The 26,745-nt window shown below is 69.5% G+C and carries 24 protein-coding genes and 1 pseudogene; 11 read left to right on the top strand and 14 right to left on the bottom strand.

Going from position 1 to position 26,745, the window contains the following annotated elements; all coding sequences use genetic code 11:
• Window positions 1-456: 456 nt before the first annotated feature.
• Window positions 457-1,131 carry a Crp/Fnr family transcriptional regulator gene (locus tag FHX42_RS23085; protein WP_182546574.1) on the bottom strand — a complete coding sequence of 225 codons (675 nt, stop codon included), beginning with the start codon at window positions 1,129-1,131 and terminating at the stop codon, window positions 457-459.
• A gap of 96 nt (window positions 1,132-1,227) precedes the next feature.
• A complete protein-coding gene (locus tag FHX42_RS23080) occupies window positions 1,228-1,482 on the bottom strand; it encodes a hypothetical protein (protein ID WP_019855884.1) in 255 nt (84 codons plus the stop codon).
• A 133-nt stretch (window positions 1,483-1,615) separates the two neighbouring features.
• On the opposite strand from FHX42_RS23080, the gene nth reads away from it, so the two are divergent.
• The 4 genes from nth (at window position 1,616) to FHX42_RS23060 (ending at window position 5,093) form a co-directional block, all read left to right on the top strand.
• Window positions 1,616-2,443, top strand: coding sequence for an endonuclease III (gene nth, locus FHX42_RS23075; protein ID WP_182546573.1), 828 nt, complete (start codon window positions 1,616-1,618; stop codon window positions 2,441-2,443).
• Entirely contained in the window at window positions 2,440-3,099 is a 660-nt protein-coding gene (locus FHX42_RS23070) for a TlpA family protein disulfide reductase (RefSeq protein WP_182546572.1), read from the top strand. Before nth ends, FHX42_RS23070 begins: the two co-directional genes overlap by 4 nt.
• Window positions 3,096-3,806, top strand: a complete 711-nt coding sequence (locus FHX42_RS23065; RefSeq protein ID WP_182546571.1) for an NUDIX hydrolase — start codon at window positions 3,096-3,098, stop codon at window positions 3,804-3,806. The genes FHX42_RS23070 and FHX42_RS23065 overlap by 4 nt, the downstream gene beginning before the upstream one ends.
• 102 nt (window positions 3,807-3,908) lie before the next feature.
• Entirely contained in the window at window positions 3,909-5,093 is a 1,185-nt protein-coding gene (locus FHX42_RS23060; RefSeq protein ID WP_182546570.1) for a MarP family serine protease, read from the top strand.
• 203 nt (window positions 5,094-5,296) lie between these two features.
• Here FHX42_RS23060 and FHX42_RS23055 read toward each other — a convergent pair whose 3' ends face one another.
• The 3 genes from FHX42_RS23055 to acs all read right to left on the bottom strand — a co-directional run bounded on the left by FHX42_RS23055 (window position 5,297) and on the right by acs (window position 9,292).
• A complete protein-coding gene (locus FHX42_RS23055) occupies window positions 5,297-5,821 on the bottom strand; it encodes a phage holin family protein (RefSeq protein ID WP_182546569.1) in 525 nt (174 codons plus the stop codon).
• A gap of 33 nt (window positions 5,822-5,854) precedes the next feature.
• Window positions 5,855-7,093 carry a Na+/H+ antiporter NhaA gene (gene nhaA, locus FHX42_RS23050; protein ID WP_182546568.1) on the bottom strand — a complete coding sequence of 413 codons (1,239 nt, stop codon included), beginning with the start codon at window positions 7,091-7,093 and terminating at the stop codon, window positions 5,855-5,857.
• 213 nt (window positions 7,094-7,306) lie between these two features.
• Window positions 7,307-9,292: an acetate--CoA ligase gene (acs, locus tag FHX42_RS23045; protein WP_182546567.1), complete on the bottom strand. Its 1,986-nt coding sequence runs from the start codon at window positions 9,290-9,292 to the stop codon at window positions 7,307-7,309.
• Window positions 9,293-9,521: 229 nt separating this feature from the next.
• On the opposite strand from acs, the gene FHX42_RS23040 reads away from it, so the two are divergent.
• The 3 genes from FHX42_RS23040 (at window position 9,522) to FHX42_RS23030 (ending at window position 12,427) form a co-directional block, all read left to right on the top strand.
• The gene (locus tag FHX42_RS23040) at window positions 9,522-10,283 is read left to right on the top strand and encodes a Fic family protein (protein WP_182546566.1); all 762 of its coding nucleotides are present in this window, start codon (window positions 9,522-9,524) and stop codon (window positions 10,281-10,283) included.
• 82 nt (window positions 10,284-10,365) lie between these two features.
• Window positions 10,366-11,313: a nucleoside hydrolase gene (locus tag FHX42_RS23035; RefSeq protein WP_182546565.1), complete on the top strand. Its 948-nt coding sequence runs from the start codon at window positions 10,366-10,368 to the stop codon at window positions 11,311-11,313.
• A gap of 124 nt (window positions 11,314-11,437) precedes the next feature.
• Window positions 11,438-12,427: a sigma-70 family RNA polymerase sigma factor gene (locus FHX42_RS23030; RefSeq protein WP_182546564.1), complete on the top strand. Its 990-nt coding sequence runs from the start codon at window positions 11,438-11,440 to the stop codon at window positions 12,425-12,427.
• A 20-nt stretch (window positions 12,428-12,447) separates the two neighbouring features.
• Here the strand turns inward: FHX42_RS23030 and FHX42_RS23025 are convergent, their stop codons facing one another.
• A complete protein-coding gene (locus FHX42_RS23025; protein ID WP_182546563.1) occupies window positions 12,448-12,858 on the bottom strand; it encodes a VOC family protein in 411 nt (136 codons plus the stop codon).
• Between the two features lie 95 nt (window positions 12,859-12,953).
• Here FHX42_RS23025 and FHX42_RS23020 point away from each other — a divergent pair, with 95 nt between their 5' ends.
• The gene (locus tag FHX42_RS23020; protein WP_182546562.1) at window positions 12,954-13,862 is read left to right on the top strand and encodes a LysR family transcriptional regulator; all 909 of its coding nucleotides are present in this window, start codon (window positions 12,954-12,956) and stop codon (window positions 13,860-13,862) included.
• A gap of 69 nt (window positions 13,863-13,931) precedes the next feature.
• Entirely contained in the window at window positions 13,932-14,465 is a 534-nt protein-coding gene (locus tag FHX42_RS23015) for a cysteine dioxygenase family protein (protein WP_182546561.1), read from the top strand.
• A 146-nt stretch (window positions 14,466-14,611) separates the two neighbouring features.
• Here FHX42_RS23015 and FHX42_RS23010 read toward each other — a convergent pair.
• The 8 genes and pseudogenes from FHX42_RS23010 to FHX42_RS22975 form a co-directional block, all read right to left on the bottom strand.
• A pseudogene (locus FHX42_RS23010) lies at window positions 14,612-14,749 on the bottom strand (type II toxin-antitoxin system RelE family toxin); the annotation flags it as partial.
• A 470-nt stretch (window positions 14,750-15,219) separates the two neighbouring features.
• Window positions 15,220-16,137: an N-acetylmuramic acid 6-phosphate etherase gene (locus FHX42_RS23005; RefSeq protein WP_182546774.1), complete on the bottom strand. Its 918-nt coding sequence runs from the start codon at window positions 16,135-16,137 to the stop codon at window positions 15,220-15,222.
• A gap of 29 nt (window positions 16,138-16,166) precedes the next feature.
• Complete coding sequence (locus FHX42_RS23000) at window positions 16,167-17,093, bottom strand: MurR/RpiR family transcriptional regulator (RefSeq protein ID WP_182546559.1); 927 nt, start codon at window positions 17,091-17,093, stop codon at window positions 16,167-16,169.
• Window positions 17,094-17,432: 339 nt separating this feature from the next.
• Window positions 17,433-17,825, bottom strand: a complete 393-nt coding sequence (locus FHX42_RS22995; protein WP_182546558.1) for a PPOX class F420-dependent oxidoreductase — start codon at window positions 17,823-17,825, stop codon at window positions 17,433-17,435.
• A gap of 81 nt (window positions 17,826-17,906) precedes the next feature.
• Window positions 17,907-19,655 carry a serine hydrolase gene (locus tag FHX42_RS22990; RefSeq protein ID WP_182546557.1) on the bottom strand — a complete coding sequence of 583 codons (1,749 nt, stop codon included), beginning with the start codon at window positions 19,653-19,655 and terminating at the stop codon, window positions 17,907-17,909.
• A gap of 15 nt (window positions 19,656-19,670) precedes the next feature.
• Complete coding sequence (locus FHX42_RS22985) at window positions 19,671-20,939, bottom strand: exo-beta-N-acetylmuramidase NamZ family protein (protein WP_182546556.1); 1,269 nt, start codon at window positions 20,937-20,939, stop codon at window positions 19,671-19,673.
• The gene (locus FHX42_RS22980) at window positions 20,936-22,762 is read right to left on the bottom strand and encodes a glycoside hydrolase family 3 protein (RefSeq protein ID WP_182546555.1); all 1,827 of its coding nucleotides are present in this window, start codon (window positions 22,760-22,762) and stop codon (window positions 20,936-20,938) included. Before FHX42_RS22980 ends, FHX42_RS22985 begins: the two co-directional genes overlap by 4 nt.
• Window positions 22,763-23,283: 521 nt before the next feature.
• Complete coding sequence (locus FHX42_RS22975; protein ID WP_182546773.1) at window positions 23,284-24,117, bottom strand: HAD family hydrolase; 834 nt, start codon at window positions 24,115-24,117, stop codon at window positions 23,284-23,286.
• Window positions 24,118-24,627: 510 nt separating this feature from the next.
• Between FHX42_RS22975 and ssd the strand changes: the two genes are divergently transcribed.
• Together ssd and FHX42_RS22965 are read left to right on the top strand one after the other, a co-directional pair.
• Window positions 24,628-25,731 (top strand): septum site-determining protein Ssd, encoded by a 1,104-nt coding sequence (ssd, locus tag FHX42_RS22970; protein ID WP_182545775.1) that lies wholly within the window; start codon window positions 24,628-24,630, stop codon window positions 25,729-25,731.
• Window positions 25,731-26,745 (top strand): TadA family conjugal transfer-associated ATPase (locus FHX42_RS22965; protein WP_182546554.1); only part of this gene is annotated, 1,015 nt, incomplete at its 3' end. The genes ssd and FHX42_RS22965, both read left to right, overlap by 1 nt.

The following is a 26,745-nucleotide window of genomic DNA, read 5'->3' as shown; positions in this document are numbered from 1 at the left end:
GCGTCTTGAGGGGTGAAAGGGGTTGGCAAGGACGTGGTTGGGCGCGCATGATGGCTCTTCCACCAAGGTGGTTGACCCGATACACTGTGTTACGAGGGTCAAGCCTCCGATGTCATTGGTTCGGGGCCGACGCATCGGAGGATCGGGGAAGCGTGGTTGGTCGGGGGACGAGCCACGCGAGAGAAGAGGGAGCTGGAGCGCCGCGTCGGGGGTGGCGCCCAGTTCCCTCTTCGTCGTTCGCGCTCCGCGTGGAAGGTGATCCGGACCCGCGTTCGGCATCTCGGGCGACGTTCGTCCCGTCGGGCGTGGAAGCGGATCCGGTGGCGGTTTCCGGACGCTGCGAAGCCCGATGATTACTCTGAGTGGTATCCGCTGACAGTTCTTGGCGGTTTCGCACGAAACCGTGAAACACGGTCTTGCGCGAAACCGCCAAGAACCACGCCGAGGCGTGACCGATCAGCGTGCGCGTCGAGCCAATCGCTCCGGATCGAGGATGAGCACGCTCTTGCCCTCGAGCCGCAGCCAGCCACGATGCGCGAAGTCGGCCAGTGCCTTGTTCACGGTTTCCCGTGAGGCCCCGACGTACTGCGCGATCTCCTCCTGCGTGAGGTCGTGGGTGACTCGCAGCAGACCGGCCTCCTGGCTGCCGAAACGCTGCGCGAGTTGCAGTAGTGCTTTGGCCACCCGGCCGGGCACGTCCGTGAAGATCAGATCGGCGAGCATGCCGTTGGTCCGACGCAGGCGCCGCGCGATGACACGCAGCAACTGCTCGGCGATCTCCGGTCGCGTACTGATCCACTGCCGCAGCGCACCGCGGTCCATGGTCAGTGCGCGCACCTCGGTGACCGTGGTCGCCGTCGACGTCCGCGGCCCGGGGTCGAAGATCGACAATTCGCCGAACATGTCCGAAGGCCCCATGATGGCCAGCAGGTTCTCCCTGCCGTCCGGGGACTTGCGGCCCAGCTTGACTTTGCCGGACTGCAAAATGTAGAGCCGGTCACCCGGCTCACCTTCGGCGAAGATCACGTGTCCACGCGGGAACTCCGTTGGTTCCAGCGACTGGGTCAATGCCTCCGCCGCGGCCGGTTCCACTCCCTGGAAAATGCCGGCCCGGCTTAGGGTCTCGTCCACCTCGTCCCTCCATGTTGAGACGCGGCGGCTGCTTTCGATGCCGGACCCGCGACGTACGCGGTGACCGGACTGTGCCGCCTGTCACCACCAACCAGTCTAAGACCGGTCACGGGAACGGCGCGTTCGTAGTCTACCGGCGCGTCCCACCCTACGTAGCTGGAACAGCTCCAGCGCACGTCCAATTCCTTGCCGGAACAGTGCCCGCACCTCGTCCGGGCGGGCGTTCTCCAGCAGCTCTTCCACCTCGTTCTCCTGCACCGCGACGTGCCGGAGACGTGCCTCCACTCGCTCCATGAAGAGCGTGAAGAACATGATCACAAGCGGTACGACGATCACGAACCAGGCAGTCATGGTGGGTAAATCCTCGCTCATGCGTTCGTGGCTGTTGCAACCGGGGTGTGTTAAGGCCACGTCAGTCTACGTCACGCTCGATTTCGTGGCCGGGGTTGCTCTTCCGTGTCCGCGTAATCCGTAAGCTTGGGGGGTGTCCGAGCGTGCGCGAAGCAGTCCAGGAAAGCGGGCGGCCCGGGGGGAGGAGTCCAGGACCGGGCTGGTGCGGCGGGCCCGCCGGATCCTGCGTGCCCTGGAGCGGGCTTATCCGGAGGCGCGGTGCGAGCTGAACTTCGACACCCCGCTGCAGCTGGCCGTGGCCACGATCCTGTCCGCCCAGTGCACCGACAAGCGAGTGAACGAGGTCACCCCGAAGCTGTTCGAGCGCTACCCCACGGCCGCCGACTACGCGGGGGCCGATCGCGCCGAACTGGAGGGGTTGATCCGTTCGACGGGCTTCTACCGCAACAAGGCCTCCTCGCTGACGGGGATGGGCGCGGCCCTGGTCGAACGTCATGACGGTGAGGTGCCGGCGAGCCCGGAAGAGCTGGTCGAGTTGCCCGGTATCGGGCGCAAGACCGCCAACGTGATCCTCGGCAACGCCTTCGACGTCCCCGGGATCACCGTCGACACGCACTTCGGCAGGCTGGTGCGGCGCTGGGGATGGACCGAGGAGAAGGACGCGGTCAAGGTCGAGCACGCCGTGGGTGAGCTGATCCCGCGCCGGGACTGGACGATGCTGTCCCACTGGGTCATCTTCCACGGACGGCGGGTCTGTCACTCGCGCAAGCCCGCCTGCGGTGCTTGCCTGCTCGCCGCCGAGTGCCCCTCCTACGGCACCGGCCCGACGAACCCCGCCGAGGCCGCTCCGCTGGTGAGGGGCTCGGAGGCGCCACGACTGCTGGAGCTGGCCGGGGTGACCGCCGACGAGGTACCGGACACCGCCGTCGAACGGGCGTCGTCGCAGGAGCCGGCGGAATGAGCCGTGTCACAGCCCGCCTGGGTGAGTTTCGGCACGAGGTTCGTTGGACGGTCGTGGTCGTGGTTCTCGCGGTGCTCGCCGCCGTCGCGCTCTGGCCGCGCGACCCCGGGCGGGAGACCGAGGCCGCTCCGCCCGCCTCGGCCGGGGTCGACCGGACCGATCCGGCGCGGCTGGCGGAGCTGCGTGATCGGACGAGGCTCGCCCCGTGCCCCTCCGCCGCGACCGCCGGCCCCGAAAAGCTTTCGGGAGCGCGGGGAACCTGCATGGCCGACGGGGCTCCCGTCGACGTGGCGGCGGCGACGGCGGGGAAGCCCACGCTGATCAACGTGTGGGCCACCTGGTGCCCACCGTGTCGGAAGGAACTGCCCGTGCTCCAGGAGTACTCGCGGCAGCCCGGTGCCGTACGGGTGCTCGGTGTCCAGGTGCAGAGCGACCAGGCCGCCGGACTCGAACTCCTCGACTCCCTGGGCGTGCGCTTCCCCTCGGTGCACGACTCCGACCGGAGCATCTCCGGCGCGCTGAACGTGCCGACCGTGCTGCCCGCCAGTTACCTCGTGACCGCGTCCGGTGCGGTGCACCGCCTCGATCCCGAGGTCTTCGAGTCTCCCGACGAGGTTCGCGCCGCGGTCTCCGAGATCACCGGAGCAGCCCGGTGAGCCCCCGCTCCGGACCGCTGGTCGATCCGGCCGACCTGCCCGGTTGGTTGCGGCCGCTGGTCGAGCGCAGCGCCCACATCGACGTCGACCACTTCGGCTGGCCGCGCACCCTGCCGCCCGCAGACGCGCGGCGGGCGGCCGTGCTGATCCTGTTCGGCGCCGATCCCGAGCCCGATGTGCTGTTGCTGCGCCGGGCCGACGGCCTGAACTCGCATCCCGGGCAGGTCGCCTTTCCCGGAGGGGCGCTCGATCCGGGTGACACCGGCCCGGTCGCCGCGGCGCTGAGAGAGGCCGTCGAGGAGGTCGGAGTGCTGCCCACGGGCATCCTGCCCGTGGCCACGCTGCCCGAGCTGCACGTCGCTCACAGCGCGTTCCGCGTCACACCCGTGCTGGCGCACTGGCAACAGCCGTCACCGATCGCCCCGGTGGACCCGGCGGAGACGGCGGCCGTGGCCCGGGTTCCGATCTCCTGGCTGACCGATCCGGTCAACAGGCTGCGGGTCAGCTTCGGTGAGGGGCGGAGGACTCCCGCCTTCCTGGTCCCCGGGATGCTGGTGTGGGGCTTCACGGCGGCGCTGCTGTCGGGGGTGCTCGACCTCGCGGGGTGGTCGCGCGAGTGGAACAGGGGTGACGTACGAGATCTCGACGAGGCGTGGCGTGCGGCCGAGGAGGCCGATGACGTCGGCTTCGGGCCCCCGGCGATGTGAAACGGTGCAGGAGGGGTGTCTCATGGCCGCTGGGTGGCTGTGTGGGCCATCCAGGGCCGGTCGGGCGTCCGCTCGGCGGTATGTGTTCCTCGGAGGTGCAGGGTGAACTGGGTCGACCTGCTGGTGGTGTTGTTGGCACTGGCGGGAGCCGCTTCCGGGGCGCGCAACGGGATGATCACGGCCGTTTTCTCCTTCACCGGTGTGCTGGTCGGTGCCATCGTCGGGCTCAGGGTCGCTCCGCTGGTGCTGGAGCGCCTGACCAGTGACGCCGCCAAGGTCGGGTTCGGCGTGGCGATCGTGGTGCTGCTGGTCGGGTTCGGCGAGGCACTGGGCATGTGGGCGGGCCGCGAGCTGCGGGACCGGATCGTCTCGGGCAAGCTCACCAGCGCGGACAACGTGCTTGGGGCGTTGTTGCAGGGCAGCGCGGTGTTCGTGGTGGCGTGGCTGGTCGCGCTGCCGTTCACCTCCGCGGCGGCCCTGCCCGCGCTGGCGTCGGCGATCAGTGGTTCCTCGGTGCTGAGCACCGTGAACTCGGTGATGCCCGCACCGGTTCGGCAGCTCCCGGAGGAGCTGCGGGAGATGCTGGGGGTTACCGGTTTCCCCGACGCGTTGGCGCCGTTCTCCCGGACACCGGTGGCTCGGATTCCTCCGCCGGACCCGCAGTTGGCCCGCAGCGAGGTGGTCCGCGAGGTGCACCCGAGCGTGGTCAAGGTCCGTGGCCGGGCGCCTTCCTGCGGGCGGGCCCTGGAGGGCACGGGTTTCGTCGTGGCCCCGCACCGGGTGATGACCAACGCGCACGTGGTCGCCGGTACCGACGAGGTCGCCGTCGAGGTCGGCCAGGGTCGGTTCTCCGCCGAGGTGGTGCTCTACGACCCGGACGAGGACATCGCGGTGCTCTCGGTACCCGCCCTCGACGCCGAGGCGCTGGACTTCGTCGCGGAGCCGGCGAACTCGGGGGAGGGCGTGATCGCCCTGGGCTATCCCCTCGACGGTCCCTACACCGCTTCGGCCGGGCGTGTTCGGGAGCGACTCGACCTGCGCGGTCCCAACATCTACGACACTCGCACGGTCGTGCGCGACGTCTACACGGTCCGGGCGAAGGTGCGCAGCGGGAACTCGGGCGGGCCGCTGATCGACGCGTCCGGTGACGTCGTCGGACTGGTCTTCGGCGCGGCCGTGGACGATCCGAACACCGGGTTCGTCCTCACGGCCCAGCAGGTCTCCGACGAGGTCGCAGCCGCTCCCACCCGCACCGAACCCGTCCCCACGGGCACCTGCACGAGCTAGAACCGCGACCGGCACCGGTGGTTTTCCCGGTTTCGCGCGAAACCGGATCTCGCTCTTGCAGTGGCCACCGGATGCGCCCGTGGCTGCGCGGCTGCACTCACGCCTGTGCCTGTGCCTGTGCCCACGACCGGGCCGGGGGGGGGGCGATCCGCCCCCGGCCCGTCACCGCGTCGGGAACCGAGGGGGCGACGAAGAGTCGCCGGTCATTCGGGGATCTCGTCCTTGTGCTCCTGACGGTGCCGGTGAGTGAGCTGCGCGGTGTCCTTGAGGGTGTCCATGGTCCGCTTCGGCGCTCGGATCTTGCGGACGCGCCGGTATCCGAGCAGGCCGAACAGGCCGGCCGCCAGCAGCATCACCAGGAACACGATCCCGAAGGCCGCCCAGCGCCACAGACCCAGCTGCGCCAACCCCTCGGCGAGGGTGAAGAACAGGAAGAACGTGCTGAACGCGAGCACGGTCAGGGCGAGGACGAAGTAGACACTGCCCTTGAGACCCTTGCGCACCTCGCCGGCGATCTCGCCCTTGGCCAGCTCGATCTCGGATCGAACCAGTGTGGACAGATGTGTGGTGGCTTCCCGGGCGAGGGAACCGATGGACTGCTCGCCGCCCGCCCCGGTGCCCTCTTCGGACAGCGGGAGGGAGGTCACGGTCGACTGCGCTCCCTCGTGGGCGGAGCTACCGGCCCGATGGCCGTTGGTGTTGTTCTGGCCGCTGTTCACACCGGTCATCGTGCCACGTGTGTGAATCCTCGCCAGACCGACTCACGAGTTCGCCTCGTCCGGACCGAGGGCGTTCTGCCGTTTCGTCTTGCGCTGCCGGACGAGCAGTATGGCCGTGGCCAGCAGCGCGGCCAGCGCCGATGCGATCAGCACGGCGGCCTTGGCCCGTTCGGCCGCGTCACCGGTCAGCGACAGGTCCGCGATGAGCAGGCTGACGGTGAAGCCGATGCCGCCCAGTATCGCGAGGGCGGCCAGATCGGTCCATTTCACCCCGGACGGTGGCGAACCGAAGCCGAGCTTGACCGCCGCGAACGAGGTCCCGAAGATCCCGAGGAACTTGCCGAGGAGCAGCCCGACGATGACGGCGATGGCCACGCGATCGTGGGCCAGCTCGCTCAGTGCTTCACCGTTGACGGGTACCCCGGCGGCGAACAGCGCGAACACCGGCACGACCAGGCCCGCTGACCAGGGCTGCAGTCGGTGCTCCAGCCGTACCGAGGGGGCGGCTGGTTCGTAGGGGTCCTTGCGGACACGGGTCAGCAGTCCCAGGGCGACTCCGGCGATGGTGGCGTGGACGCCACTGCTGTGCACGGCGATCCAGGTGGCCAGGGCCAGCGGGACGTAGAGCACCGGGGTCGTGACCCTCTTGTGCTGCGCGTACCAGTACACGCCGCACAACACGACCGAGGCCAGCAGCGCCAGCAGGTTGAGACCGCTGGTGAAGAGCACGGCGATGACCAGGATGGCCCCGAGGTCGTCGACGACGGCGAGGCTGAGCAGGAACACCCTGGCTGTGGTGGGCAGGGCCGAGCCGGTCAGCGACAGCACACCGAGCGCGAAGGCGATATCGGTGGCCATCGGGATGGCCCAGGCCTCGGCGAAGCCGGGAGCACCGAAGCTGACCCCGAACGCGATGACGGCGGGGACGATCATCCCGCCGAGCGCGGCGATGATCGGCAGGGTCGCCGTCTTGCGGTCGGAGAGGTCACCGACAGTCATCTCCCGCTTGAGTTCGAGCCCGGCGACGAAGAAGAAGATCGCCAACAGGCCGTCCTTGGCCCACTCGGCCACGCTCAGGTCCAGATGTAGCGCGTGGGGGCCGACCCGGAACTCGCTGACGGCCGTGTACAACCCGGACGCGGGGGTGTTGGCCAGGACCAGCGCCAGCACCGTGGCGGCGAGCATGGCCATGCCGCCGACGGTTTCGTTGCGCAGGTAGTTGCCGAAACCGAAGGCCCGGGCCGGAGAATCGCCTGGCTTGTTGCGAGAGGCTTTGGACAAGATGCAACTCCTGGTCGACGACAGTACGGTCCGCTGACGCCGACCAGTCTTCCCGGCACACCTTGTGTTCGACCGTAACATCCCACAGGCGTGCGACCGACCCCAGCGAACCGCTGATCTCAGCATTTTCGCTGTTCAAGCCGGGTGGCAAGGGGTTAGTGGGAAGGAACACGGGAGGACGTCCGCACCGGGGCGGGCGTCCTCCCGCGGACGTCACTCGTCGGCGGAGCCGCTCTTCATGCCCGCCGAGATCTGATCCATCACGGAGGAGTCGGCCAGCGTGGAGACGTCGCCGACCTCGCGGTTCTCGGCCACGTCGCGCAGCAGCCGCCGCATGATCTTGCCCGAGCGGGTCTTGGGGAGCTCGGAGACGACCATGATCTGGCGCGGCTTGGCGATCGGGCCGATCTCGTGGGCCACGTGATCGCGCAGGGCGTTCGTCGCGGAGTCACCGCTGTCCTCCGAGCCGGTGCCGCCGCGCAGGATCACGAACGCGACGATGCCCTGACCGGTGGTGGCGTCGCTGGCTCCGACCACGGCGGCCTCGGCGACCGTGGAGTGCGCCACCAGCGCCGACTCGACCTCGGTGGTCGAGATCCGGTGGCCGGAGACGTTCATGACGTCGTCGACCCGGCCGAGCAGCCAGATGTCGCCGGACTCGTCGTACTTGGCGCCGTCACCGGCGAAGTAGAAGCCCTGCTCGGCGAACTTGGACCAGTAGGTCTCCTTGAAGCGCTGGTCGTCGCCCCAGATGCCGCGCAGCATCGCCGGCCAGGGCTTGTCCAGCACCAGCAGGCCGCCCTGACCGTTGCCGACCTGGTTGCCCTCCTCGTCGACGACCTTGGCCGAGATGCCCGGAAGCGGCTGCTGCGCCGATCCCGGCTTGGCGGCTGTGACGCCGGGCAGGGGCGAGATCATGATGGCGCCGGTCTCGGTCTGCCACCAGGTGTCGACGATGGGAGCGGTGCCGTTGCCGATGTGCTCGCGGTACCACATCCACGCCTCGGGGTTGATCGGTTCGCCGACCGTGCCCAGCAGGCGCAGCGAGGACAGGTCGTACTGAGCGGGGATGTCGGAACCCCACTTCATGAAGGTGCGGATCGTGGTCGGGGCCGTGTAGTACAGCGACACCCCGTACTTCTGCACGATCGCCCAGTGCCGTCCCTCGTCCGGCGTGTTCGGCGTGCCCTCGTAGATCACCTGCGAGGCGCCGTTGGCCAGCGGTCCGTAGACGATGTAGGTGTGGCCGGTGACCCACCCGATGTCGGCGGTGCACCAGTACACGTCCGAGTCGGGCTTGAGGTCGAACACCGCCTGGTGGGTGTAGGCCGCCTGGGTCAGGTAGCCGCCCGAGGTGTGCAGGATGCCCTTGGGCTTACCGGTGGTGCCCGAGGTGTAGAGGATGTAGAGCGGGTGCTCGGAGTCGAAGGCCTCCGGGGTGTGCTGGTCCGACTGCCGGTCGACGACGTCGTGCCACCACTTGTCGTGACCGGAGTTCCAGCCCACCTCCTGCTCGGTGCGCTGCACGACGAGCACGTGCTCGACGCTGGGAGTGGCCGTGACCGCCTCGTCGACGTTGGCCTTCAGCGCCATCGGCTTGCCGCGGCGGTACTGGCCGTCGCAGGTGATCACGACCTTGGCCTCGGCGTCGTTGATCCGGCTGCGCAGCGCCTCCGCGGAGAAACCTCCGAAGACCACGCTGTGCAACGCGCCCAGCCGGGCGCAGGCCAGCATGGAGAACACGGCCTCGGGCAGCATCGGCAGGTAGATGGCCACGCGGTCGCCCGTGCCCACACCCAGCTCGCTCAGGGCGTTGGCGGCCTTGCAGACCTCGCGCTGCAACTCGTTGTAGGTGATCGCGCGGGAGTCGCCCGGCTCACCCTCCCAGTAGATCGCCACACGGTCGCCGTTGCCGGCCTCGACGTGCCGGTCCACGCAGTTGTAGGCGACGTTGAGCTTGCCGCCGACGAACCACTTGGCGAACGGGGCGTCCGACCAGTCCAGCACCTGGTTCCACTCGGTATCCCAGTGCAACCGTGCGGCCTGCGTGGCCCAGAACCCTTCCCGGTCCTGCTCCGCCTGTTGGTACAACTCCGCGGTGGCGTTGGCCTGCGCCGCGAACTCGGAGGACGGGGCGAACGTCCGGTTCTCCGAGAGGAGGTTGTCCAAAGTCGTGTTCTGCCCGTCGGGCTGGGTCATTACCGTGAACCTCCGTGGATCCTGGTGGGACACCGCTGTCAGGGGGAACCGTAGTGCGATTCGGCTCACTCCGACAGGGGTGTGGGGGCAAAGGGTACAGACCAATCGAGTCGTCACGATCTTGCAAGAGGTGGCCCAGGTTACTCCAGAGGACGATCGCGTCACAGTGACCTGAGTCCCAGGTGATTGGTCGTCCGAGCACGCCCGGACGGCAGGTAGCGTGCGCGGCGTGAACGCGCAGGATTCGCTACGTCCGCTCATGGAACTTCCCGGGGTCTCCGAGGCGGTGACCGCCGCGCGCACGGCGATCGACGAGGTGCACGAACACCCGGCCAACCGGCGCGGCTGGCCGACGACGGCCGCCGAGGCGTCGGTCCGCGCGGCGCGTGCCTCGGCGGCCGTCGCCGGGGGCGCGGCCGAGATCCCCGAAGGCGGCGAGGTGACGGACCCGCTGCTGGCGGGGGCGCTCCGCGTCGCCGAAGCGGTCGGGCCACTGCTGCCGACGTGGCAGCGCGCTCCCCTGCAAGCACTCGCGCGTCTGCACGTGCTCGCGGCAGCGGACCTGGTCGAGGAATCGGAACAGGAACGGCTCGGCCGCCCGCGCGCCGACGAGGAGGTCTCGGGTCGGCTGGACCTGCTGGCGCGGATCGTGGCCGAGACGAGCGGGAAGTCCCAGGGAGCGATCCCGGGGCCGGTGCAGGCCGCGGTCGTGCACGGGGAGCTGCTGGCCCTGGCGCCCTTCGGCGAGGTGGACGGTGTCGTCGCACGCGCCGCGGCGCGGTTGAGCGTGATCGGCAGCGGACTGGATCCGAAGGGACTCGTCGTGCCGGAGGTCGCCTACTTCCGGCGGCAGGGCGACTACGTCTCCGCTGCGCGGGGTTTCGCCTCCGGCGAACCCGAGGGGGTGGCGGCCTGGATCGTGCACTGCTGCGAGGCGCTGCGGTCCGGTGCTCGCGAGGCCAGGTCCATCGCCGACTCGGTGCAGGAGTGAGGCGCTACCCACGTCCGGTGTCACCCGGTCGGGTGGGGCGCGGACAATTTTGCCGAGAACGGTTCACCAGTAGGGGAGCGACGTGACCAAGAAGATCCTCATCGACTGCGATCCCGGCGTCGACGACGCCCTCGCGATCGCCCTCGCCCACGGCAGTCCCGACCTGGACGTCGTCGGGCTGACCAGCGTCGGCGGCAACGTGGAGCTGGAACGCACCACCAACAACGCGCTGAGCCTGGCCGAGTTCTACGGCATGGACGTTCCCGTGGCGCGGGGTGCGGGCATCCCCCTGGTGCGTGAGCAGCGCAAAGCCTCCGACGTGCACGGGAGCGAAGGGCTGGGCAACACCGTGCTGCCCGCCCCCAAGGGTTCGGTGCTGGACCGGCACGCGGTCGACGTCATCGTGGACACGCTGGCCGCGGCGCCGGGCGAGGTCTCGCTCGTCGCCGTCGGACCGCTGACCAACATCGCGCTCGCCCTGCGCAAGGAGCCGCGCATCGTCGAGTGGGCCGCCGAGTTCGTCGTCATGGGCGGGTCTTACACACGGGGCAACAACACCCCGGCCGCCGAGTTCAACATCGCCGCCGACCCGGAGGCCGCCGCCGTGGTCTTCGGCGCCGCCTGGCACCCGGTGATGATCGGGCTGGACGTGACGCTGCGAGCGCGGGCGTCGGCGCAGGTGCGTGACCGGTTCGCCGAGTTCGGCCGCCTGGAGTCGGAGCTGCTGACGCCGAGCCTGGACTTCTACGGCAGCAACCGGCAGTACCGCGACGAGGGGCCGGCCGTCCACGACGTCTGCGCCGTCGCGTACGTCATCGACCCGAGTCTGTTCACGACGGTGCCCGCCCGCGTCGACGTGGAGACGGGGGGACGGTTCACCTCGGGGATGACGGTGACCGACTTCGAGGACGGCTCCGGGGAGCACAACGCCGTCGTGGCCACCGGACTGGTTCAGGACGCCTTCTGGGACCTCGTCGTCGACTCGTTCCGGTGCGTGGCGTCGGGGATGGACGAGCCCACGAGCCACTGACGCTCGCCCGGTCGGTGCGGCTCACGTCGAGCGGTTCGGGACTGCCCAGCTGTTTTCGTCGGCGAGTGTCGGGGCACTCACCTACAGTCGCGTCACCAGGGCGGTGCGGAGGAGAGGTGGGGTCATGACGGACGACCGGGTCGACGAGGAATTCCTGCGTCTGACGGGCCCGTTGCGGCGGGAGCTGCTGGCGCACTGCTACCGCATGCTCGGGTCGGTGCACGACGCCGAGGATCTGGTCCAGGAGACGTACCTGCGCGCGTGGCGCTCCTACGGCGGCTTCGAGGGCCGGTCGTCGCTTCGGACGTGGCTGCACCGGATCGCGACCCGGACGTGCCTGACCGCGCTGGAGAGCCGCGGCAAGCGCCCGCTGCCCACCGGCCTCGGCGGTTCGAGTTCTGATCCGGACGACGCCCTGCTGGAACGGCGGGAGGTGCCGTGGCTCGAACCCGTGCCCGACACCGTGGTCGACCACGATCCCGCCACGATCGTCACGTCCCGCGAGAGCACGCGGTTGGCGCTGGTCGCGGCCCTGCAACACCTGCCGCCCCGGCAGCGTGCCGTGCTGATCCTGCGCGACGTCCTGCGGTGGCGGGCCTCCGAGGTCGCCGAAGCGCTCGAGACGACGACCGCCGCCGTCAACAGCATGCTGCAGCGCGCCCGAGCCCAGATCGAGGAGGTGGCACCGAGCGAGGACGGGGTCGTCGAACCCACCGCCCCGCAACAGCGCGAGCTGCTGGAGCGCTACGTCCGGGCCTTCGAGGTCAAGGACATCGCCGCCATCGTGGAGATGTTCACCGCCGACGCCGTCTGGGAGATGCCCCCGTTCACGGGCTGGTACCGGGGTCCCGAGCACATCGGTCGTCTCGTCGAGACGCGGTGCCCGGCCGGACCGGGCGACATGCGGCTGGTGCGTACCGAGGCGAACGGCCAGCCCGCCTTCGCGGTGTACATGCGCGGCGAGAACGACGTGTTCCGGCCGTTCCACCTGCAGGTGCTCACCCTGACCGGCTCGGGGGTCTCCCACGTCGCCGCGTTCTTCGACCCCCGGTTGTTCGCGACCTTCGGCCTGCCGGACGTCCAGCCCGCCGAGTCGCGGTGCCCGGTCCGCTGATCCGGACCGGGCACCACCCGTCACGCCTGCTCCTGCATCGCGGCCGGGTCCATGTACATGACCTCCCAGATGTGCCCGTCGAGGTCCTGGAAGCTGCGTACGTACATGAAGCCCTCGTCCATCGGGTCGTTGGCGGACTGCCCGCCCGCGGCGAGGGCCTTGTCGGCGAGCTCGTCGACCTGCTCCCTGCTGTCGAGGCCCAGGCACGTGATCGTCTCGGTGGTCGTGGTGGCGTCGGCGACCTTCTTCGTGGTGAACGACTGGAAGAACGGCTCCACCAGCAGCATGACGGAGATGTCGTCACTGACGATCATGGCTGATGCGTTCTCGTCGGTGAACTGCTGGTTGAACGAGAAGCCGAGCTCGGTGAAGAAGGCGACCGACTTGTCGAGGTCCTTCACGGGCAGGTTGACGAAGATCTTCGTGGACATGGGGGTCTCTTTTCCTCGAGGTGGGTCTCTCGAAGGGGTGGACCGGGCCCAGGTGGGAAACTCATCGCCGCGTGCCCACGCCTATGCTGCGGGACATGGTCGACCCCCGGTACATCAGGATGTTCCACGAGGTCGTGCGCACCGGTTCCTACTCGGCGGCGGCACGCTGCCTCGGGTACAGCCAACCCGCCGTGAGCCAGCAGATGCGGGCGCTGGAGCGCACCGTGGGAACGCCGCTGTTCGTCCGCGCCGGACACGAGCTGCGGCTGACCGAGGCCGGTCGGATCCTGGCCAAGCACGCCGACTCGGTCGTGGAGGACCTGACGGCGGCGCAGAACAAGCTCTCGGCCGTCAAGGAGCTGCGTTCGGGGGGAATCCGCGTCTGCGCCTTCCCCAGCGCCAGCGCCACCCTCGTCCCCACGGCCGCCGCCAGGGCCACCGCCGAAAACCCCGATCTGCGGATCCGGCTGTCCGAGGCCGAACCGCCGGACTCGCTGGAGTCGCTGCGGCGCGGGGAGTGCGACATCACGCTGGCCTTCACCTACCCGGGCATCGAGGAGCAGGTGAGTGGCGACGTCGTCGGCCTCGGGGTGCTGGACGATCCGGTGGTCGCGGTCCTGCCCGCGGGGCACCGGTTGGCGAAGCGACGTTCGGTGGAGCTGGCCGAACTGGCCGACGAGCGCTGGATCGCGGGTTGCCCCCGGTGCCGCGAGTACTTCGTGCGGGCCTGCGGGGAGGCCGGGTTCGAACCCGACATCGCCTTCACCACCGACGACAACCTGGCCGTGCAGGGACTCGTCGCCGCCGGTACCGGGGTGGCGCTGATGCCGCGGCTGGTGCTGTCGTTCCTGCGGCACCGCAAGGTGATCGGCCGCAGGGTTCGCGGGGTCGAGCCGCGCAGCATCCTGGCTTACACGTTGAGCGATCACCGCGAGGTGCCGACCACGGCACTGATGCTGGAGACCTTCCGGCAGGTCGGGGCGGAGATGCGGGCCGACTCATAGCCACAGCTTGGGGAGGGGCCAACTATTCGGGGGTCGACGGCGCCCGTCGCCGCTGGGCACAGTACGAGTATGACCACTGTCGAGAGCACACGGCTGATCGAGCTGACCGATTCGATCCGTGAGCGCGTGCGGCGCGGGGAATCGCAGGCACGCACGGCCGAGCTGGTCGAGGACGCGCTGTCGCCCTTCCTGTCCGAGCCGGGACTGCTCCGCGAGGACCAGCGACGGGGCGACTCCTCCCGCTACGTCCAGCACGTGCTGCACGTGGAGCCCGACGGTGGCTTCTCCGTCGTCGCGCTGGTCTGGCTGCCCGGGCAGGAGACTCCGGTGCACGATCACGTGGCCTGGTGCGTGACCGGTGTCTACGAGGGAACCGAGACCGAGCAGCGCTACGAGCTGCGCGATGCGGACTCCCACCTGGTGCCGGTGCAGGAGGTCACCAACGAGCGCGGATCGGTGTGCGGCTTCGCCCCGCCCGGCGACATTCACCTGGTGCGCAACTCGGGAACGGCGAAGGCGATCTCGATCCACGTCTACGGAGCCGACATCGGTTCCCTCGGCACCAGCGTCCGCCGCCACTACGACCTGCCCGTGCTTTCCTGAGCGGGGCCGGTACGGACGGTGACCGGGCGGGCCAGGGCACAACCCGATCGGTGCGAGGTTTTTCCGGTTTCGCGCGAAACCGGGAAGACCCACCGCACCGACGGTGATCGCGGGTAGCTTCCGATCCGGGGAACCGGACGGTGTGGTCAGCGGCCGAGGTGGCGTCGGACCATCTCGTGGACGTCGTCGCGGGTACTGATGGTGATGACGAGGACCAGCAGTCGGCCGTCGTCGACCTGGTAGCGGACGCGGTGATCGCCCACTCCGATCCGCCGCACCCCCGAGAACCCCTTGAGGAGTTCGCACCCGTGCGGACGTGGACTCCCCGGCCAGGTCCGTCAGGGCGTTCTCGATGGACTCGGCGTCGGAGGGCTGCTGTGCGCTGAGCTTGTCCAGAAACTCGTCGGCGCTGTGGACGCCTTCGATCGAGCAGGGCACGAGCCGTACTACCGCTGAGTGCGGCGGACGAACGGGACGCGCTCTTCGGCGCCGGCATCCAGATCGCTGAGCGCGCCGCGCACGGCCTCGGCGTCGATCAGGTCCTCGATCCCGTTCCAGCAGTTCGGCGGACGCGGCCGGGACCACGGCCGCAGCGCGGTGGCCGTGCTTGGTCAGTTAGGTCGTTTCGCCCCGTATTCGGCCCTCGAGGTCACCGGCCCCGGTTCGACCCGGGCCTCGCTCACCGTCATCTCCACGGACATGTACGAGATGTACGCCGATTTCGCCGGGCCGGCAAAGTCGTCGTCCGACGTCCTCAGCTCTCCAGGGAGCTCAGTGCGTCGCGGACCTGACCGCCGGCGTTGGTCAGCGCGGCGGAGGCGCGGTCGACGGAGACACCGGTCAGCAGGTGCACGAGGGCGGTCTTGAGGTCGCCGTCGGCCGCGGACAGTGCCTGGGAGCAGGCCTGCTCGGAGGCGTCGGTGGCTTCGCGCAGGATGCTGATGGTGCGCCCGCGCAGCTTCGCGTTGGTCGCCACCATGCTGACCATCAGGTTCGAGTACGTGCGCCCCATCCGGATCATCACGGTCGTGGAGAACGACGTGAGCACGAGCTTCTGCGCGGAACCCGCCTTCATCCGGGTCGAGCCGGTGATCGGTTCGGGCCCGGTGTCGGCGGTGATCGCGATGTCGGCGGGGGCGTTGCGGGCCGCGCCCGGGTTGGCCGACACCAGCGCGGTGGGGATCCCCCTGCGTCGCGCCGCCCGGAGCGCGCCGAGAACGTAGGGAGTCCGTCCGGACGCGGTGAGGCCGAGGACGAAGTCGTTGTCGCCCGCTTGGTTCTCGATGGTGGCGGCCCCGGCGGCGGCGTCGTCCTCGGCGTTCTCCACCGCTTCCAGGAAGGCCCGCTGCCCTCCCGCCTGATGGGCCAGGAACCAGCCGGAAGGCATGTTGAAGGTGGGCACGAGTTCGGCGGCGTCGAGAACCGCGAGGCGTCCGGAGGTGCCGGCTCCCACGTAGTGCACCCGCCCCCCCGCACGCAGTGCGTCGACCGCGAGGTCCACGGCACGGGCGAGGTCCGGCAGGGCGCGACCGACCGCGTCGGCGACCGTGCGGTCCTCGCGGTTGAGCGTGTTCAGGATGTCCGGTGTCGGAAGCAGATCGATGCCCGCGGTGCGGGGATTGCCACGTTCCGTCGGAGACTCCACCCCGGTCGGCCGGTCCTCGGTAGCCATATCGACCTCGGATGTCGTGGTGTCGCTGGTCAACGCCCGTCCTCTCGATGCCGCCGGCGGTCCGGTCTGGCTTGGAGCCGATGTCCCTCGACGGCTTCGTAGGTGGCTTCCAGCGCCGTCCTGGCCGTGTCGAGGTGTCCCTGGGCCACTCCGACGAACAGGCAGTCGATCACCGTGAGCTGTGCGATGCGGCTCGCCATCGCCCCGGAGCGGTAGGTCGTCTCCCTGGCGGCGGTGGTGAGCACGTGGTCGGCCACTTCGGTGACCGGGGAGCGCTCGAAGTTGGTGAGCGTGGCGGTGGTGGCTCCGCGCCTGCGCGCCTCGCGCATGGCTTCCACGATCTCGGTGGTGGCCCCGGTGTGCGAGATGCCGATGGCGACATCGCCCTCCCGCAGCACCGCCGCCGAGGTCAGCGCATTGTGCGTGTCGGACCACGCGAAGCACGTCAGACCGATGCGGTGCAGTTTCTGTTGCAGGTCCAGGGCGACGAAGGCGCTGGCGCCGACGCCGTAGACGTCGATGCGGCGTGCTCGGGTGACGGCTTCGACGAGGGATCGCAGTACCTCGGTCTCGAGCTGATCCGTCGTCTCCTCCACGGCCCTGGCGTCGGCATAGCCGATCTTGTCGACGATCCGGGTGATGTCGTCGTCCTCGGCGATGTCGCTGCCCAGCTCGCGGTCGCGCGTGGTGGTGCGCGCGGTGTCGGCCGCCAGCGCGATGCGCAGCTCCGGGTACCCGCCGACGCCGACCGCCTTGCAGAAGCGGGTGACGGTGGTTTCGCTCGTTTCGGCGGTCTCGGCCACGTCGGTGATGCTGCGCCGCGCGATCGAGGACGGGTCCTCCAGCACGATCCTGGCCACTCGCTGCTCGGCGCGCGCCAGACCGGGGAGCAGGGAACGGATCCGTACGAGCGGGCTCAACTCGTTCGGATCGGAGGACTGGTCGGGAGCACCCATGTGGGAAACTTACTAACTGTCCGCGCTGTAAGTCAATGTGCGTCTCATCGTTGTCAACCCCGTCGATTTTCCCGTTTTTGCCGGAGGACGTCCCGTGTTCAGGACGTGCTGGGGTTGCTCTCGAGTTGCAGGGAGAGCGTCACCCGGCCGATTCGGATGCGGTCGGCTCGGCTGAAGTGGTGACATCGCACGGTTGCTACTGAACGAATTATAGCAGACTCGTAAGGTTACTGTTTCGATTCAGCCAAAAAAGGATCACCACGATGTGGTGATTTTTCGGTTTCGCGCGAAACCGGAGTCCACGAGATCCGGTTTCGCGCGAGAACTCGTGGTGGAGCCTCACATCGAGGTGGTGTGCTCCGGCTCGACGTAGAGGATCACGCGGTGATCACCGGGCTGGTGGTACGGGTACTCGTCGGCGTCCATGTACTTCTTGGCCATCCGGTCGATGAACGCGTTGTCCTGGTCGTCCTCGACGTTGACGACCCTGCCGCGCACCTCCAGGTACCGGTACGGCTGCTCGGGGTCGAGCGCGGAGACGGCGATCCGCGGCTCCCGTCGCAGGTTCCGGTACTTCTGCCGCGTGGTGGTCTGGCTGAACTTGAGGTACCGACCGTCCCAGTCCACCCAGACCGGGTTCGACTGCGGTTCGCCGTTGGGTCCGATGGTGGCGATGTGGGCGAACGCGCGCTTGGTCAGAATGTCCTCGTAGTCCTGGGGAATGGTGGCCACGGTGACTCCTTCGCCGATAGCTGTGAGCGATGTGGAAAGGGACGAAAGTGATCCTATTCCGACTGCCGCGCCATCGCGCGGTCACCGAACGCGGGGCAGCCACCCGTCCGCGCGCAGGCGTCCCGGCTGCCGCTCGCCGGCCAGCAGGACGCCATCGCGGTCGGTGACGGTGATGTCCTCGACGTAGACACCCCGGCCGACGTAGCGCTCGTCGGGCGAGTAGCGCCAGCGCACCCGAACCGCCGAACGATCGGCCGGGATCGATCCGTGCACCTTCCACCAGGCGCGATGCCCCGACCCCGCGAGAGTCCGCCGCGGCTCCTCCGGGGCGCCGGGGCCGGTGGCTTCGAGGGTGACCGGATGCCACGACCGGCCGTCGTCGGTGCTGTACTCGACCGCGAGCCGGTCGCTGCCGTCGGTGTCCCGTTGGGTGTCGACGAAGGCGTCGAAGGAGACGTCCACCTCTCCGGTCGTCCCGCCGAGCGAGTCGGTGCTCAACGTCGCCGGAGTGGAGCTCGACCCGGTGAACCACGCGGTGTCGCCGCGCCGGGGTTCCACGGCCAGGGACTGGGCCAGTCCCTGGGACAGCGCCACCCGCGAGGGGTTGTTCGAGCCCCACTCGCGGGACGGGTGGACGCGGTTGGTCAGCAGGATCGCCATCGACCGCGATGCCGGGTCGAGCACGATCGAGGTACCCGTGTACCCGGTGTGCCCGGCGCTGCGCGGACCGCTCAGCCCCGCCATGTACCAGCGCTGGTCGAGTTCGAAGCCCAGGCCGTGGGAGTGCTCGGGGAACTCGGTGTTGTAGTTGGTCATCAACCTGCGGACGCCGCGCTCGTCGAGGATGCGCTCGCCGCGGTAACTACCCCCGTTGAGCAGTGCCTGACCGAGCACCGCGAGGTCGTCCACGGTGGAGAAGATCCCGGCGTGCCCGGCGACACCGCCCAGCGACCACGCGTTCTCGTCGTGCACCCGGCCGCGCACCATGCCGCGATACGGCGAGGTCTGGTACTCAGTGGCGGCGATGCGGTGCAGTTCCGACCGGGGCGGGTTGTAGCCGGTGTCGTCCATCCCCAGGGGCTCGGTGATGCGCTCGGAGACCACCTCGTCCAGCGGTTTGCCGGAAACCCGCTCGACGAGCTCGCCGAGCACGATCATGTTCGGGTCCGAGTAGCGGTATCCGCTTCCCGGTGGGCTGGTCGGTTTCAGCTCCATGACGTGCGGGATTCGCCGCTCGGGTGGCAGCTTCCACAGTTGGACCTCGGCCTGCAGCCCCGAGGTGTGCGTGAGCAGTTGCCGGACGGTGATGTCCCGCTTGCCGTGGACGCCGAACTCCGGCAGGTACTCCGCCACGGGAGCGCGCAGTTCGATCGCACCGTCCTCGATCTGCTGCGACGCGGCGATCGAGGTGAACAGCTTGGTCATCGAGGCGAGGTCGAAGATCGTGTCCGTGCGGGCCTTCTCCCGCCGTCCCGGTGGCAGTTCGGTCCCCTCGCCGTCCGCGTAGCGCAGCTCGTACCCGGCCGCCTCGCGGCTGACGATCGTCCCGTCGTGCGCGAGCAGGCTCACCGCGCCTCCGTACATGGGGTGTTCGCGGCCGGGAACCTGCCGCGTCCATGCCGCGAGCTGCCGCGTCGCCGCCCTGATGGGGTCGGGGTCCAGTCCCGCGCTGCGCGGGGAGCCCTCGTGCAGCGCGGTCGTCGCCGGGGCGAAGCCGCTCCGCGGACGGTCGAACCGCCCGTGCACCTCCCCCCGCGGCGGGGTGGACATGCCGCTGGTGGTCACCACCGCTACCGAAAGCAGTGCCGTGACCAGCATTCTCGTGCGCATCGCAACCTCAACAGATCACCGGTACAGCAGGTGGGGCTCGCGTTGACGGCGGAAGTCGTCGAGTTCGCCCCGCCAGGCGCCGACGATCTCCGCGGTGTCGGCTCCCGCGTCGACCATGTGCCGCAGCCTGGTCGATCCGGTGAGCTCGTCGATCCAGTGGTCCGGTCTCCAGCCGAACACCTCGGGGTACAGCCGACGGGCGGTCACGATCATCGCCACGGCGGTGCGGATCGCGTCGAACTCCCGTTGTCCGGTGCGGTACACGTGGACACCGCCGCAGGTGGCCTCGGCGTGCTTGGAGAACGTGGGCACGAAGTGGGTCTCCCGGAAGAGCACGCCCGGCAGTCCGGCCGCGTTGAGCTCCTCCGCCCAGCGCCAGTCGATGCCCGGAGCCCCGATGAACTCGAACGGTCGCGTCGTGCCGCGTCCCTCGGACAGCAGCGTGCCCTCGAACATGCCCGTTCCCGGGTAGACGGCGGCGGTGTCCGGGGTCGGCATGTTCGGACTCGGCGGTACCCAGGGCAGGCGGGTCTCGTCGATGGGCTGCGATCGCGACCACCCCCGGACCTCGGCCACGTCCAGCTTCGGCAGCGCGGCCCCCACAGCGTCCGGCAGGTACTCGCGGTCGAACATTCGGGCCAGCTCACCGGCGGTCATGCCGTGCTGCTGCACGATCGGCAGCATCCCGATGAAGGAGGCGAACTCCGGATCCAGCCGAGGACCGGCCACGGTGCCGCCGATCGGGTTCGGGTGGTCCAGTACGACGAACGGGACGTCCGCCTTCACCGCCGCCTGCATGGCGGTGTACATGGTCCAGATGTAGGTGTAGAAGCGCGCGCCCACGTCGGCGATGTCGAACACGACCTGCTCGATCCCGGACGCGCGGAACATGCCCGCGATGTCCTCGGCACCGGCGCCGTAGGTGTCGTAGACCGGAAGCCCCGTCCGCGGGTCGGTGTAGTCGCCCTGCGAACCGCCGGCCTGGGCGGTGCCCCGGAAGCCGTGCTCCGGTCCGAAGACCGCCGCGAGGTCCACCGCCCCGCCCGCGTGCATGTCGTCGACGATGTGCCGGAACCCGGCTTCCGGATCCGAGAGCACGGCGGTCGGGTTGGTGATGACCCCGGTACGCCGTCCGGCCAACGGGCGCCAGTGCTGCTGGGCGAGCGTGTCGGCGCCGGTCCGCGCGGGCCCCGGAGCGGCGGTGGCGCAGCTGCCCGACAGGCTCAGCAGTGGCGCGGACAGGGCCGATGCGGTCAGGAAGGTGCGGCGGTTCAGTCCGCTCATGGTGCTCCTCGCCAGGTCAGACCATGTCCGAACGGGTACAGGTTGGTCCCGGGGTGATCCGGGTCGGGAACGGGGGCGGGGAGCTTGCCGGTCGGAGCGATCTCGCCGAACAGCACCCGCGCCAGCGACTCCATGGACACCGCCTTGGAGGAGTAGGTGCTCAGCCACGTCCGGACCCGATCCACGTAAGCCGCGTCGTAGGGATCCCGTACCGCCACGGCGACGACGCGCACCCCGGCGTCCCGCAACGCCCGCAGCAGGTCCCGTTGGCTCGCGTGCTCCTCGGTCCACGCGGCGTTGGTCAGCACCACGGTCACATCGTGCTTCTTGGCTCGTTCGACCGCTCGGTGAATCTGCTCGGGGCCGGGTGAACTGCCCGTGGCCAGTGCCGAGGTCTCCGGGCCACGTTGCCGGATCTTCTCCGCCAGCGTGGCCGTGGCCTGCTCGCCCCGGCCGGTGACGAGCATCCGTCCGGGGTTCTCGGCCAGCGGCAGCAGTCCGGCGTCGTCGCGCAGCAGGGTGATCGTGTCGTCGGTGATCCGCTGGGCCGCCCGGCGGTGCTCCGGTGCGCCCACGACCTCGTCCACGCGCGAGACGTCGACGAACGGGTCGGTGATCACGCCACGGCGGAGCTTCATCATCAGGACGCGTTCGACGCTGGCATCGATGCGCCGCTCGGTGATTTCACCGGAGCGCACCGCCCGGAGCACGCTGTCGATGGCCACCGACAGGTTCTGCGGCATCAGCAGCTGGTCCGCGCCCGCCTTCAGCGCCAGCACCGGCAGCTCGGCGTCGCTGTGCAGCTTTTGCACGGCGTCCATCTGGAGCGAGTCGGTGATGATGACGCCGTCGTAGCCGAGCTCCTCCCGCAGCATCCCGGTCAGCACCTTGGGCGACAACGTCGCGGGCTCCCCCGAGTCATCCAGCTTCGGGACCTTGATGTGGGCGGTCATGACCGAGTCGACGTTCTCGGCGATGGCCTGTCGGAACGGCGGTGCGTCCAGCCGCTCCCACTCCTCGTGGGTGTGGTCGATGACCGGCAGCGAGGTGTGGCTGTCCACGCTGGTGTCCCCGTGGCCGGGGAAGTGCTTGACGGCCGAGGAGACCGTCTCGTCCGCGGGTGCCGAGTCCTGGTAGCCCCGCACCTGCGCGGCGGTCAGCCGTGCGGCCAGCTGCGGATCGGAGGAGAACGAGCGCACCCCGATCACGGGGTTCAGCGGATTGACGTTGACGTCCCCGACGGGGGCGAAGTCGCGGGTCAGCCCCATCGCGCGCAGCTCACGGCCCGTGATCGCCGCCGCTTGTTCGGCCGCGTCGGCGCTGCGTCCCGCTCCCAGCGCCATGTTGCCCGGAAGCTGAGTGGCCGGGGGGCCTATCCGGGTCACCAGCCCCTGTTCCTGGTCGGTGGAGATCGTCAGGGGGATCCCCGCGCCCGAGGACGCGGCCGCGTGTTGCAGTCCGTTGGACAGCTCGGCGATCTGTTTCGGCTCGTGGAGGCTGTCGGTCCAGGAGAAGTGGATGACGCCGCCGAGGTGGTAGCGCCGCACCACCTCGGCGGGAGTGTCGACTCCGAACTCCGCGCGGTTGTCGGGATGGGCCGTGTCGGCCGTGCGCCCGTAGGCGTAGGTGACGAAAAGCTGGCCGACCTTCTCCTCCAGCGACATCCGCGCGATCTTGTGCCGCGTCCAGGACCGTGCCGCTTCGTCGCTCACCCGACCGCGGTGATCGGGGGGAGGGGGAGCGGCGCCACCGGTGCCCACACCGACCGACACGAGGGCGATACTGCTGATCAGGGCTACCGCGACGCGGTGAGGAGCACTCATGAGCGGCACTGTCGCCTCCTTGCCCGTCGTGCGTCGGACGACGTGGCTCGAAAGTCGTTCACCGAGGAATCGATAGGTTTCGTAAGCTACCCACGATGGTGAAGTCGGTCAACGCTGTGCGCCACGCCGAACGCACATCGTGTCGAGCGTGAGGACTCTCCCGGGGGCACGGTGGTGAACGGCCTTCGACATGGTGGCGGCGCCCGCCAAGCTGCATTGGCGAGCGCCGCTTCTCGCGCGAGCCATCGGGTTACCATGCTGCGCTTGCTGTCGTAACTGGCGGGCTCGGCGTCCGGCGTCCCGGTACGCAACCCTGGTGAGCGACTTGACCGCCGAAGAGGGGCTGCGCGTGGGTGCCCGTGACTCGCGCACGGAGCCTGGTCGGGACGAGGCCGTTTCTCCTCTACGACCTCGCTGGCCGATTTCGGTTCCGCACTTCCATTTTTAGTCGGTGACGCGCATCACCGCAAGGGCTTTCCCGGTCACGAAATGGTCGCTCACCAGGTGTTCCGTGATCCCTTTCAGGACTGGCGGCGGCGGTGGCGGAGTCCGTACCAGGCGGCGCCGGCGGCGGCGACCGCTCCCATGCCGACGGCGGCGGCGGTGATGGTGGTGCCGGAGGGGGTCGGGATGCGTGCCCGCAGCGATACCGGGTGTTCGAAGGCCAGCGAGGGCCAACCGCGTTGCACGGCTTCCTTGCGCAACTTGCGGTCGGGGTTGATCACGATCGGATGGCCGACCGCCTCCAGCAGCGGCAGGTCGGTGACGGAGTCGGAGTACGCGTGGCAGAGCGCGAGGTCGTACCCGTGTCGTTCGGCGAGTTCCTCGGCGGCCAGGGCCTTGTTCGCCGCCGAGCAGTAGAACTCCACCTCCCCGGTGTAGCGGCCGTCGGCCACGCCCATCCGGCTCGCCGTCGTGTGGGTCGCGCCGAGCAGCCGGGCTATGGGCTCGACGACCTCGGAACCGGAGGCCGAGAGCACGACCACGTCGTGCCCCTGCTCCTTGTGCTCCTCGATGAGCTGGGTGGCCTCCTTGTAGACCAGGGGGTCCACGATGTCGTGCAGCGTCTCCTCGACGATGGCGTTGACCTGCTCCACGTCCCACCCGGTGCACAGGGAGGTGATGTGGGCGCGCATCCGGTCCATCTGGTCGGCGTCGGCCCCGGCCAGCATGAACAGGAACTGGGCGTAGGTGCTTTTGAGGACGGCACGCCGGTTGATCAGCCCCTCCCGGAAGAACGGGCGGCTGAACGCGAGCGTGCTCGACTTGGCGATGACAGTCTTGTCCAGGTCGAAGAACGCGGCGACTCCGGCGGGGGCCGGTTGGCTCTCGGGCTCTGTCACGAGGTTCAGCATACGAGCCGGGACGCCGTCGACGCCGGTGCCGGTCACCGCGTTCTCGTTGATCACGAGGTGTGCGCGATATGCGGGAGCGGACACACCGAGGTGTTTTCCGGATCATCCGAATGAGTGGTTACTGGGTCGGATGGCTGCTTACCTGCTGCTCATATTCCTCCGAATGGACGGAAAGCATCACTCGGTGGGGAGGGGATACAGTATGGGGGGTCCGGTACTCCCGGACCGGTTCAGCTCGACCCCCCGGAGCTGAACCTTCGGCGGCCCCCGTCCCTCCCCCCTGGCGGGGGTCGCCCTTTCTCTTCCGCTCTTCCCCGCTGCCCCTTTCCTCGCGCCGTTGTCGACGGACCGCCCGATCCCCGCGGTTTTCCGCTTCGGCTGCTTCGTGCCGTGAGCTTGTTCGTCCACAGGGGCCGGAGTTGTCCACAGGCGTGGGAAATGAGGGTGGGCAGCGGATCGGCACCGCGCCAGGCTGGACTCAAAGCCAGATCACTTCGGGGAGAGGTCGAGATGTCCACGACGCAGCCGCTGTTGGTCACCACGGACGAGGGACTTGCCGAGGAGGTGTTCCGACTCGCCGCCGTGGCCGGGTGCGACCTTCGGCGGCTGACCGATCCCGCCGCCGCGGGGGCGGAGTGGCGCAGTGCCTCCCTGCTCCTGCTGGACGGGCCCGCCGCCACCGCGGTCGCCGGTGGCGGGGTTTCGCGCCGTACCGGGATCGTGATCATAGGAACCAAACCTCCTCCCGACCTGTGGCGCGTGGCCTTCGAACTGGCAGCCGAGCGGGTCGTGGAACTTCCCCGGGACGAGACGTACCTGGCCGATCTGCTCGCCGAAGGCGTCGAGGCCTCCGCACCGCGAGCGGGGCGGGTGCTGGCCGTCATCGGAGGGTGCGGAGGAGCGGGTGCCTCCACGCTCGCCACGGCCACCGCCGTGGTCGCCGCTCGTCAGCGGCGGGACTGCCTGCTGCTGGACTGCGATCCACTCGGCGGGGGCCTGGACCTGGCGGTGGGCGCCGAAGCTCTCGGCGGACTGCGCTGGTCCGGACTCAGCGTTTCCGGAGGTCGGGTGTCGGTCGGTGCCCTCCACGAGGCGTTGCCGCGACGCGGAGTCGGCTCGGGTGCGCTCACGCTGCTGTCCTGCGATCGGGACAACGCGACGCGGGGACGGACCCCCGGGGCCGTGCGATCCGTGATCGCCGCGGGTCGTCGAGCGGGGGAGACGGTCGTCTGCGATCTGCCGCGAGTCCTCGACGAACCCGCCGCGGAGGCGGTACGCCAAGCCGATCTGACCACCGTGATCGTTCCCGCGCAGGTGCGGGCCTGCGCGGCGGCGGCCGGGCTCGTGACCGGGCTGCGCGACGTGACCACGGCGCTGTCGCTGGTGGTGCGCGGTCCCGCGCCCGGCGGACTCAAGGTCGCCGACGTCGGGCGGGCGGTGGGCCTCGACGTGCTCACCGCCATGCGGTCCCAGCCCGGTCTTCCCGCGACTCTCGACCGGTCCGGGCTGTGCTCGTCCGGGGCGGCGCTGCGGGGACCGTTGGCCCGGGGTGCGCGCGAGATCCTCACGGCCCTGGACGGTGAGCTCGAGGCGAGCATGTCGGTGGGGGCGTGATGAGTGCCGACCTCGTGGAGCGAGTTCGTGCCCGCCTGGTCGTGGACGGAGCCGAAATCACCTCTTCGGCGGTTGCCACCGCCGTGCGGGAGGAGGCCGGTGGGCTGGTCGGGGACGCCGACGTCCTGACCGCGATGCGGATGTTGCAGCGGGAGTTCCTCGGAGCGGGCGTACTCGAACCGCTGCTGCGTGACCCGGACGTGACCGACGTGCTGGTGACCGGACCGGAGGCGGTGTGGGTGGACCGGGGCGCGGGACTGACGCGATCGTCGGTCACGTTCGCCGACGAGGACGGGCTACGCCGGTTGGCACAACGGCTCGCCCTTTCCGCCGGACGCAGACTCGACGACGCCCGACCGTGGGTGGACGCCTGGCTGTCGCATCTCGGAGTGGCCCACGCGGTGCGACTGCACGCCGTACTCCCGCCCGTGTCCGCGGACGGAACCTGCCTCTCCCTGCGCGTCCTGCGCCCGGCGGTGCACGACCTGCGGTCCCTGGAGCGGATGGGCACCTTCGACGCCCCCGCGGGACACGTCCTGCGCTCGATCGTCGCGGCCCGGTTGGCCTTCCTGGTCGTCGGCGGGACGGCGAGCGGCAAAACCACGTTGTTGTCCGCGTTGCTGTCCGAGGTCGATCCCCGTGAGCGGATCCTCAGCGTCGAGGAGGCGGGGGAGCTGCATCCCGAGCATCCCCACGTGGTCCGGCTGATCACGCGGCCCCCGAACATTGAGGGGGCCGGGGAGGTCCGGATGCGCGATCTCGTGCGGCAGGCGCTGCGGATGCGCCCGGACCGCCTCGTCGTCGGCGAGGTTCGCGGATCGGAGGTCTGTGAGCTGCTGAGCGCGCTGAACACCGGCCACGACGGTGGTGCGGGCACCGTCCACGCCAACTCACCGCTGGAGGTTCCGGCACGGCTGGAGGCACTGGCCGCGCTCGGTGGCATGGGACGCGCCGCGCTGCACAGCCAGCTGGCCGCCGCCGTCCAGGTCGTGCTGCACGTTCGCCGGACTCCGT

Source organism: Halosaccharopolyspora lacisalsi, from assembly GCF_014137975.1.
In the GTDB taxonomy this organism is placed as follows: domain Bacteria; phylum Actinomycetota; class Actinomycetes; order Mycobacteriales; family Pseudonocardiaceae; genus Halosaccharopolyspora; species Halosaccharopolyspora lacisalsi.
Note: the sequence above shows the minus strand (reverse complement) of the source record. Positions and strands in the feature narration are given on the sequence as shown.